Here is a 9,564-nt window from a genome sequence, read left to right as displayed (position 1 = left end):
AAACCCGCCGCCGATGGCACTGCCCAGCGCCGCTTTCCCCGCATCCCCGGAGAGCGAGGAGGTGATACCGTACCCGTTGTTCTGCGCGGTATACTGACTCTGCGACATCGCATCCCCGGCCGAGGCCGCTGCCGTCAGGGCAAACAGGGTCGGCAGATAGGTGCCGGCATTGGTTTTACGTTCACCGCTGATACACGGGATCCCGCTCTCATCTGAAATCCAGCCGAGCGACCCGCCGTTATTACGGGCATTCTGTCCGCTGTTGGCCTGACTGCCGCCGTCCGTCCGGTCAGCCGGCTTCGGCACCGTGCGGATCGTGCCGTCCGTAAAAACAAAGGTGATCGAGGTGATATCCCCGCGCACACAGGACAATGTCCAGTCACCGGTGGCCGAGCCGCTGATCACCGCCCCTTCCACATCCGGTAACTCAATGCCGTTCGCCGTGAGGTTGTCTTTTCCCACCACCACCTTGAACGGATACGGATCGGTCACTTTACCGTCAATGGGCACCCGCCCCAGCAACGCCGTCATCGCCTGGCTGCCCACCAGGGTGGCATTCTCCGGTATCGTGTACGCCGGTTCGGTATGGGCCTCACCGTCCACTGTACCGGAGAGCGTGCGCTGATTTTTGGCCACCCGGTCCAGTTCCGCTTTCTGACGGGTAATGGCGTTATCCTCCAGAAAAGAGGTCGGAAACGCCGGTTTAGCCGGTTGTCCGTTCACCATCCGCCCCGGTTCAGCCGGTTGTCCGTTCACCATCCGCCCCGGTTCAGCCGGTTGTGCATCCTGCGGCTCAGCCCACAGCAACCCGTCTTTCACCGTCAGTCCGCTGCCCCCGGTATCCAGCCCCAGTCCCAGCGGAATATCGCCTTGTCCGCTGCCCTGAGCCGGCTGACCACCTGATGCTGTCAGCGTTTCCCCCAGGCTATCCAGACGCCGCATCAGTGTCTGCTGCTCCTGTTGCAGGGCACGCTGCTGACTCTCCGCTTCCTGACGGACGGAAGCCACCGCAGACTGGATCTGCCCCGACACATTCTGCTGCCGGTTACGCAGCTGCGCATTCTCTTCCAGCAATTTCTCATTCTGGGCGATCAATTCCGCCTGACGGTCACGTACCGTTTTCATAGTGCCAATCAGCGTCCTCAGTGTATCGGCCGGGGTATCCCCCTCAATCCCGAGTGACTTCAGCTCCCCTGGGTCAAGGTCATTGATTGACTGAGACAGGTTGTCCTGTCCGCTGCCGGTGACCGGCGTGTCGGGCTGGCAGCTTTTGATACCAATCAGCACCGCCAACGCCAGTGCGGACGGCACCAGAATTTTGACCAGCGTATTGGATTTCACTTTCATCGGGCTTTCCCTCCCGTCCTCCGGACAGGCGGCTCCGCAGGAAACGCCTTATCCGGTTTGCCTTTCATCACCAGATACACTGTGGTGGTATCCTCCGGTGTGCCCTTCGCGTCCAGCCACTGATGCTGGAACGTGGCGCTGACAAACTGCCCCTGCAACTGACGGGGATCCAGCACGACTTTCTGAGCGGACTGATTGGTCAGTTTCACCGCCACCACCCGGTACTCCGCCGCCTGCCAGCCGGCCAGCGGCCGCGCGATCAGTGGTTCAGACGGGTAGAGTGCTGTCAGTGTTTTTGGTAAGGTCAGTGGCAAAGGTTGTACGCCGGACACCGGCTCCACTGTTCTTAACGGTGCATACAGACTCTGGGCGGCATAACGGGTCAGTAAGACCGGTAACGGCGCCGGATAACGGGTTTTCGCTTTGCGGTCCACGCTTTCCGGTACGGCATCGGCTGCTGCCCCCGCAGCCTGCCCGCTGCGTCTGACGCTCTGACTGTCACGCTGCGTACTGACTTCACCGCTGTACACCACCCGCACCGGCTCCAGCTTCCCTTTACCGGCAGTGGCCGTCACATCCAGCAACAGGATTTCCCCGCTTTCCACATCCTGTAACTGAAGGCGGGTCTGCGGGAAGGCGCTTTCCGCCCGCAGGTACACCGCCCCTCCGGTACTCTGGATCCGCAGTTTCTCATTCAGAGACGGTGGAAAACCGACACGCACATTTTTTTCCACAAACACAATGCGCTCTTCCCCCACATGCAGAGAAACCGGTAACGGAATACGCTCCCAGCGGACCAGCTCTACCGCCTGCACCGGCAGCGGCAGAGCGGCCACAGAAAACACCGCCGAAATCCCCAGAGCACAGGCCGTCAGATGACGTTTTATGCTCATTGACTGACCTCCTTATTCTGCTCCGCCGCTTCCAGACGCTGAGGCAGCCCGTCATAGCAGTCCAGGGCCAGACCAAACGGATTACTTTCCGGATCGCCCTCCCAGCGCACCACTTTCACCGGATAACGTACCGTCGCTCGCTTGACCGGCTCCGCGCTAAAATATTCATCCGCTACCAAATCCAGGCGCACGATCCAGTTATCCCGGTCAATCACCCGGACTTTATCCTCACTGAACCCGCGTCCCGGGATCTCATACACCACCCGGGAACGCCCTTTCAGCTCCCCGAGCGTAGTACGGTAAGCGGCCTCTTTCTCAAAATACGCCCGGCAGGACGGCGTCAGATAGGCACTGAGCTGTGCAATCTTTCGCGGATAATCCACCTCGCCGTCTTTCGGCCAGGCATTCAGTTGCTGAAAAATATAAAAGCTGAAAGCGTACACCGTCGGCAGCGGCACTTCCCACCATGCCCGGGTACTGCCGGAGCGCAAATCCGGCGGATTATGGATCGTCAGTTTAGCCGGCGCCCGCATCCAGCCGGCAAAGGCCACAAACAGGCAGAGCACCAGCACCCCGCAGATCATCCGCAGTGTCAGAATGTGCTGGTCCCGGTTTTGCAGGGCATGACGAAATTTACTCATGGCGGCCTCCGGCGATATACCGGCACAGTGACAGCGCCTGCGTCCGGCGTAAAAACCAGCCCTGAGATACGGTGATGAGGGATTTTTCAGTCAGCCGTCCGGTCAGCGGCAATGTGCGGGCAAACCCGGTTTGCAGTTTCCAGGACAATCGGCGGTAGAGATAATTTTCCGGTTTTCCGCGTTTGATACGGGTCAGAAAAGTGCCGCCAAAAAACACCACCAACAGCGGCATTATCAACGCGCCGGTCGGCAGGATCACCCACCCGGCCAGCGGTAACAGCGGGATACTGATAACGCTCCCGCCCACACAACCGACACCGGCGGCGGCAAACATTTCATGGGTGGTAAATCCGCGAAAGACGGTGGGCTCTGCATTTAAGCGATCCGGCATAAAATCGATGGTCTGCATCGTTGCCTCCGCTTAAAAAATAATAGTGGCGGATTTTCCGGCCAGCCAGACGACCGCCACAATCAGGACGACACCGACTACAATAATTGTACCGAATTTACCCCAGCCAGCCTTTTGGTCGCGCACTTCATTGAACGTGGTGACCGCGGCAATGGCCACCACGATAAAAGCCGTCGCAGCCACAACCAGCCCGCCAATCACAATGCCGTCATTAAGATAGCCTTTAATGGTGTCCATCAGTCCGCCGCCGCCACCGGAAGAAGGGGGTTCCACCGAAGGCAGTGCGGCATACGCCGGCATCAGACTGAATAAAGTGAATAACGTCACCACTGACGCACCAATACGACGGACACCACGTCCCCAAAATGATTTCATATCCATAAAATGACCTTTCATTCTGTAAAATAAATTAAACAGCACACTCAACTGGCAAACATCCAGATGCAGACCACCAGTAATATCACTGCCCGGACAGCAAACTGCCCCACCCTTGCAGTACGAACATTTTCATTTGCCCAGCCCCGGTAAACATCAACCAGTCCCCAGGCTGCCCATAAAAACAGCACCGCCAGTAATGCCCCGATACACAACAGATTCAGAACAGCCGGAGACATCCCCGAGCCGGCAGCAGCCTCAAATGCCGCCTGCTGTGACGGATTCATCGCTGCTCCCGGCGGTAATCCCCGCGCAGCGGCTCCGCCACATTAACCGGCACCGTGGGCTGGGCCCGGGAAGGCTCCAGATAGCGGACAATCCCCTGCCGGATAATCTCCACCTCTCTGGAGGCGCGGGAATAATCAAAATAAAAACGGGCGTGATTGTCCTGATTTGCCTGAATACGGGCGCGCTCCAGGCTGGCCTGGATGTGATCGAGCTGCTTTAACGTCAGCGCCAGTTCATCTTTTTCAGCGGCCTGAGCAGGCAATACCCCAAATGCACTGACAACCAACGCAAACAGGGAAATAAGCGGAGAAAATAATCGCATAACGACTCCTTAAAGACGGTTAACGTGGAGTCAGGGTAAAAAAGGCGGACAGAAAAAACAGCAAACAATTAGTTTTCCAAATTTTTTAATTTTATATTGCTTGCTTTTTGCGAAAATAGCTGAAATGAATAAATAAAAGTGAGCCTATGAGTCAGACCATCACCCGAAAAACTGGGCATTTTGCCTGGTGTGCACTGGTTGCCCTGCATCTGGCCCGCAGGGAGGGGCTGGTGCAGTCCGACATGCAGAAAAACCTGTTTTTAATACGCTGGCTGGCAACCGCCAAAAAGCAACGCCGTTTTGACCGTGACGTTACGCCGGATATTGACTGGCTGCTTCAACAGGGACGTACACTGGGGAGCCGGGCCAAACTGCCACAAAAACTGGATTATCTGTACCGCTCCTGTACAGGCGCATTACACGAGCAGAGCGATCTGTTCCGGCTCACTTATGCGCTTGAATCGGCCAAGGAGGCAGGCTTTGCCTATCAGTTATTGAGTGATAAATCGTGGCACAGACGACATGCGGTGAGCCCGGATACGCTCAGCAACACCATCTGTTTATCCAAAAATGCACTGGAGCAGGCTTTTGATACTGACGGTCATCAGACCGCACACCTACCTGTAAAAATCGGAGGTGATATCGCCGCACTAGCTGAACTGCTGACACAATGTGGCTGGCAACTCATCACGACAGACAACCCGCCACTTTATTTACTGCTCACACTCATCAATCCATCAATCAGCGCAGGATAACCCCATCACACCACTGACGCGCGGCCTAGCCGCTTGTCTGCTGACAGAGACACACAAAAACAAGTGTTGTGTGTCTCTGCCCAGCGCCTATAAATATTTTTTAAATGACGCGGTAGCCACTGCCACCGCAAGCCCGAACAACAGAGCCGCCGGTAACAACACCAGATTAGGGTAAATGGCAGACGGCCAGGACAGATAAATCATGCACGGAACAAAAAAGGCCGGCTTAACAAAACGCTTGGCGTGGTGATACACAAAACTGGATTCATACCCGGCACCATAACGCCGCAAATCACGCCGGTTAAAGCCTTCCACCATGCCCACCAACAGCACCATAACAAACAGGGGCATCGACAGCACCAGAATAGTCACCCGGATAAAAAAGGTCAGCGTCACATAAACCGTCGCCAGCAGATAGTCTCTCAGCTCGGACACAAACCAAATCCGCCAGTCATCCAGTTCACGGGCAACTGCATTCCCGCTGACAGGATACACGTTCTGCCAGCTCTCCATCAGCCCGGACTCCACAAACAGCCACCGGTATGCCTGTTCAACGGTATGAGCCAGCCACTGCGCCGGACTGGACATCAGCAGACTACGGGTAAACCCTTCTGACAGATACCCGCTCTCGGTTAACATCACCTGCCGGCTGTGCTCCGCCCCTTCGTCCGCCCAGAAAAACGCAATCCCGACCCACTCAATCAACAGACTGCATACCCAGGAGGCCAGTAATACCCCGATGATGGCCCACGGCCAGTGCCACAACAATTTAGCCGGCAAACCGGGGTCTTTTGCCGGGTGACGCGGGGTTTCCTGACGTACCTCAGCAGTTGCCATCGTTGCCCCCTTCGGTATCCGGTGCCATCTCAGCCACATTCATACCGCCGCTGTCATGCCGCGCATCCGAAAATGATGACGCAGTCCACCAAGTTTCGCCGGTACGGTAATTTTTCTCCATATACTGTGCGATTTTTTGTAAATCCGGTGGCATCAGGGCATCAGCCTCTGCCGCCGGCAGGGGCATCCTGATTTTCCATAACTTCCCGCCTTCCAGCAGCGCAAACGCCTGTCCTTTCGGTAACTGAATAATATCTGCCGGTAACAGCAGCGGTTTAGCCACCATACTGACCCTGTCCTGGGTATTGGAGGTAAAATCACTCCCCTGCCTCGGATTGGAAATATCGGTGATCCCGGATACCAGGGTTTTGGTGTAAATATCCACTTCCGGTAACTGTTCCGTCAGTAATTTCGCGGTCATCAGTTCACGGACACGCAACATCACCAGCGTATTAAAGTTACCGGTGACCTGCGCCGATTTCGCCGCATTCCCCAGCCGGGCTTCAATATCAGACCAGGTCTGTGTGTAGGCCGTCACTTCAATCCCCGCGCCGCCGCTCTTGTTCAGTAACGGAATAAATTCATCCCCCATCAGTTCATTAAATTCATCGCAATGCAGGCTGATCGGTAATTTTCCGGCGTGCTCATCCTCCGGCAGTCCATCCTGAGTCCCGAATTTATAAATATGCCCGGCTACCGAGACCAAATCCGCAAACATGGAATTCCCCACCGCTGCCGCCACTTCCGCATCCGATAACGCATCCAGCCCGACATATACAATCCCTTTTTTCCGAATCACCTGCTGCCAGTCAAAAATCGGACGGGGATCCTGCATATTGGTGTAATCCGGCGACAACAGGGCGGCAGTTTTTCCGGTAGTCAGTTTTTCCAGTAACGGCAGCAGAGAAGCCACTATTTTATCAAAATAGGTCCGGTCATAACGGATCGCACTGCGCAGCCCGTCCAAAATCGGATCATAGATTTTTTTCCCTTTCTCACTACTTAACGCCAGCTCCGTTGCCCAGATAGCCACAGCTTTCGGATCACTTTGCAGATGACGGGGCACATCCTCGACCGTCAGCGCGTTCTGCGCATTCTCGATTTGGGCAAACAAATCAGGTAGTTGTGCTTTAATCACCTGCATCGAATATGTCTGATAGAGTTCCCCGATATTGGTGACATAACGTAAAATTTTGGCATAATCCGGACGCTCCCCCAGAGCAACCAGTGCCCGGGCAATGATATTAACAAACCGCCAGGCAAACTCCCGGAACGCCGCGCTGTTCCCTTCCCCGGATAACTGGCCGGCAACCCGCCCCGCGACTTCCGATACTCGGCCAAAACGCCCGATGGCGTTATAACGGGCACTGATATCAGGCCAGCCCAAGTGAAAAACATAAAACTCCTCACTGCGCCCCGCACGATGCGCTTCCGCCCACATCCGGCGCAATAAATCCGCATCCCCTTTCGGATCAAAAACAATCGTGATATTCCCCCGGCGGATATCCTGAGTGATCAGCACTTCCGCCAGACGGGTTTTGCCGACACGGGTGGTCCCCAGTACCAGCATATGACCAACCCGTTCACGCAAATCCATGGTCACATTCACCTCATCCGGCTCCACACCGTGTAACACCGGATTCCCCCCCACCGGCGTCAGCGGGCGGACCGGATTCAGCCAACTGTCTTTTTGCAAAAGCCGGCAAACCGCCGGAAAACGGGATTCAAAACGGAGTTCAAACTGCCGGGCCAGCCGGTAATGTGCCGGCGGCTGAACATACCGCTCCACTTCCGGACGCTGGGTTTCCAGCAGGCGTTGCGTGTGTTTTTGCTGCCACTGAAACCCTTTTCCCAGAAACAGACGCTGCCGGCTGACCGGCACCTGTGCCGACGTCACCTGATAGCGGGGCAGACGCCGGAGATTCCGGCGGTAACGTAATACCCGGAATCCCTGATGTGCCCGCAATGCGGAAAAACCGGCAAACGCACCGGCGGTGACATAACTCACGGACGGAGACAATGCCACTGCCCAGGGCGCTACCGCACACACAAACGCCGCCCCGCCGGACACCAGAGCACTGTTCAATTCCACGGCCGGTCGCAGCCAGGCCTCTATCACATAACGATCACTCATTCTCTCAAACTCTTTTTTGGTGTTACCCCGGAAAACAGTGTTTAAAAATTCACCGGTGTTTCCAGTGGAAACAGTGTTCAAAAATCATCCAGCGTTTCCACTGGAAACACTGTTTGAAAATTCACCGACACGTCCGGAAAACAATGTGCTCACTGCACTCAACCCCAGGGAGGATCTGACGGATTTTCTTTTTCCGGTACACGCGATTCTTTCCCGTGACAGTGACGATGACGGCGGGCAGGACGGTTTTTTTTCCCCAGGAGTCTCATCACAACAAAGAACACGCACCACATCAGCACGGCCAACCAGAATGCCGGGGAGTCAACCCCATCTGAAGGCCATATCGGCGGTAACATTACTTCACCTGCTGGGTCAACCCGGTTTCCGTGATCAGAACTGGGTAATGTGATAACTGAAGACGGTGAGCTAAATCGGTGCCAGAAGCTGGGGAGAGCAGTCCTCCCTGAGCCAGCGCCTGAAGCGCCTGTAACCCGGTTTCCGATTTCACATTCACCACCATCCCGGCCGCATTCATTGCATTCAGCTGGGCTGCGTGCTGTGTGAGCCATGCCCGGGATAACGGATCATCCCCCACCAGATACAGTGCCCCAATCCCCGGTAAATGCAGGACGCGGTCATCCACCTCCCCCGGCGTCATTTCCGGTGTCTCAACCGGCAACACCATTGACGGGGCCATCACGGACGGCAGAGGGCGGGACGCCGGCTTTGCTGTCCATTCATTCGGGGCATTATTTATCGCGTCATAAAAAGGTGCTGCCGGTTGCCCGCCATAATCCGCCACCACCGTTAATGCCGCCTGACTGCCGCCGGCTGCGCAAAACAGCAGCATCCCCAAGACGGGCAGGGGATAAAAGGCTCGCGTTGTCTTTTCTTCAGGATTATTTCGCATCGGTTTTGTTCTCCGGTTCTATCCACACAAACGATACAGCCCGATCTGTACTGACTGCCGGTAAATGAGCGGGAACGGGTTGTGTACCGCCCGTCAGTGTCGCCAGCTGACGCCGGACACTATTTTTATAGCGTACTGCGGGCTGACCGCCCGCCGGATGGTGATAACAGCCGGCGGCACGGATCCAACTACCCGGTGACGCCTCATAACAGCGGCGCAGGATGCGGGCGGCCACATGCAAATTGGTATAAGGATCAAAGGCCTCCCAGGCGGAACGGAAGTGATGCCCGTTCCAGCCCCAGTTCACCTGTGCAATCCCCACATCAATACGTCTGGGGGATGTCGTCTGTAAAAACGACTGTAAAGCCTGCCAGGCGGCCTGCCGTGTCGGATAACGGTATCCTTTACCAGCCACATTCAGCGTCCACGGCCAGGGATGGATTTCACCGGCCTGCGGGTGATGTGCCGGTAATGTCCAGGATGACTCCGTCAGTGCCAGGGAATACAGGGCTTCTGCTGGTACATTCTCCTGCCGGGCCACCTCACGGTAGCCCGGCGGCACCTCCCGAGCCGGTAACGGCACGGAAAACAGCAGCAGGACAAGAGTGAGCAGGGAATTTTTACGCATCACGCCTCCGGATTAAGGTGTGAGC

General features: G+C 56.1%; 12 protein-coding genes. 1 reads left to right on the top strand and 11 read right to left on the bottom strand.

Annotated elements, in window-relative coordinates:
* From PR833_RS17685 to PR833_RS17655, 7 genes are all read right to left on the bottom strand, one after another.
* Window positions 1-1,347: TIGR03752 family integrating conjugative element protein (locus tag PR833_RS17685; protein WP_272526387.1), on the bottom strand; the 1,347-nt coding region annotated here is incomplete at its 3' end.
* Window positions 1,344-2,240 carry a TIGR03749 family integrating conjugative element protein gene (locus PR833_RS17680; RefSeq protein ID WP_000023746.1) on the bottom strand — a complete coding sequence of 299 codons (897 nt, stop codon included), beginning with the start codon at window positions 2,238-2,240 and terminating at the stop codon, window positions 1,344-1,346. The genes PR833_RS17685 and PR833_RS17680, both read right to left, overlap by 4 nt.
* On the bottom strand, window positions 2,237-2,881 hold the full coding sequence (locus tag PR833_RS17675; RefSeq protein WP_000033152.1) for a PFL_4703 family integrating conjugative element protein: 645 nt from the start codon (window positions 2,879-2,881) through the stop codon (window positions 2,237-2,239). The genes PR833_RS17680 and PR833_RS17675 overlap by 4 nt, the downstream gene beginning before the upstream one ends.
* Complete coding sequence (locus PR833_RS17670; RefSeq protein ID WP_004239708.1) at window positions 2,874-3,290, bottom strand: TIGR03750 family conjugal transfer protein; 417 nt, start codon at window positions 3,288-3,290, stop codon at window positions 2,874-2,876. Before PR833_RS17670 ends, PR833_RS17675 begins: the two co-directional genes overlap by 8 nt.
* Window positions 3,291-3,302: 12 nt before the next feature.
* A complete protein-coding gene (locus tag PR833_RS17665; protein ID WP_073557142.1) occupies window positions 3,303-3,665 on the bottom strand; it encodes a TIGR03745 family integrating conjugative element membrane protein in 363 nt (120 codons plus the stop codon).
* Window positions 3,666-3,712: 47 nt separating this feature from the next.
* Window positions 3,713-3,952, bottom strand: coding sequence for a TIGR03758 family integrating conjugative element protein (locus PR833_RS17660; RefSeq protein ID WP_001070025.1), 240 nt, complete (start codon window positions 3,950-3,952; stop codon window positions 3,713-3,715).
* Window positions 3,949-4,275, bottom strand: coding sequence for an integrative conjugative element protein, RAQPRD family (locus PR833_RS17655; protein WP_001236300.1), 327 nt, complete (start codon window positions 4,273-4,275; stop codon window positions 3,949-3,951). Before PR833_RS17655 ends, PR833_RS17660 begins: the two co-directional genes overlap by 4 nt.
* A gap of 146 nt (window positions 4,276-4,421) precedes the next feature.
* Here PR833_RS17655 and PR833_RS17650 point away from each other — a divergent pair, with 146 nt between their 5' ends.
* Window positions 4,422-5,030 (top strand): DUF2913 family protein, encoded by a 609-nt coding sequence (locus PR833_RS17650; protein ID WP_004239713.1) that lies wholly within the window; start codon window positions 4,422-4,424, stop codon window positions 5,028-5,030.
* Between the two features lie 87 nt (window positions 5,031-5,117).
* On the opposite strand, the gene PR833_RS17645 is transcribed toward PR833_RS17650, so the two are convergent.
* The 4 genes from PR833_RS17645 to PR833_RS17630 all read right to left on the bottom strand — a co-directional run bounded on the left by PR833_RS17645 (window position 5,118) and on the right by PR833_RS17630 (window position 9,539).
* On the bottom strand, window positions 5,118-5,867 hold the full coding sequence (locus PR833_RS17645) for a TIGR03747 family integrating conjugative element membrane protein (protein WP_000179437.1): 750 nt from the start codon (window positions 5,865-5,867) through the stop codon (window positions 5,118-5,120).
* Window positions 5,854-8,001, bottom strand: coding sequence for a type IV conjugative transfer system coupling protein TraD (traD, locus tag PR833_RS17640; protein ID WP_012368437.1), 2,148 nt, complete (start codon window positions 7,999-8,001; stop codon window positions 5,854-5,856). The genes PR833_RS17645 and traD overlap by 14 nt, the downstream gene beginning before the upstream one ends.
* Before the next feature lie 355 nt (window positions 8,002-8,356).
* Entirely contained in the window at window positions 8,357-8,911 is a 555-nt protein-coding gene (locus PR833_RS17635; RefSeq protein WP_004245750.1) for an integrating conjugative element protein, read from the bottom strand.
* Window positions 8,901-9,539, bottom strand: coding sequence for a transglycosylase SLT domain-containing protein (locus PR833_RS17630; protein WP_004239718.1), 639 nt, complete (start codon window positions 9,537-9,539; stop codon window positions 8,901-8,903). Before PR833_RS17630 ends, PR833_RS17635 begins: the two co-directional genes overlap by 11 nt.
* Window positions 9,540-9,564 lie beyond the last annotated feature (25 nt).

This window comes from Providencia sp. PROV189 (assembly GCF_028480065.1).
GTDB lineage: Bacteria > Pseudomonadota > Gammaproteobacteria > Enterobacterales > Enterobacteriaceae > Providencia > Providencia stuartii.
The sequence above is the reverse complement of the archived record's forward strand: the minus strand, read 5'-3'. Positions and strand labels throughout refer to the sequence as shown.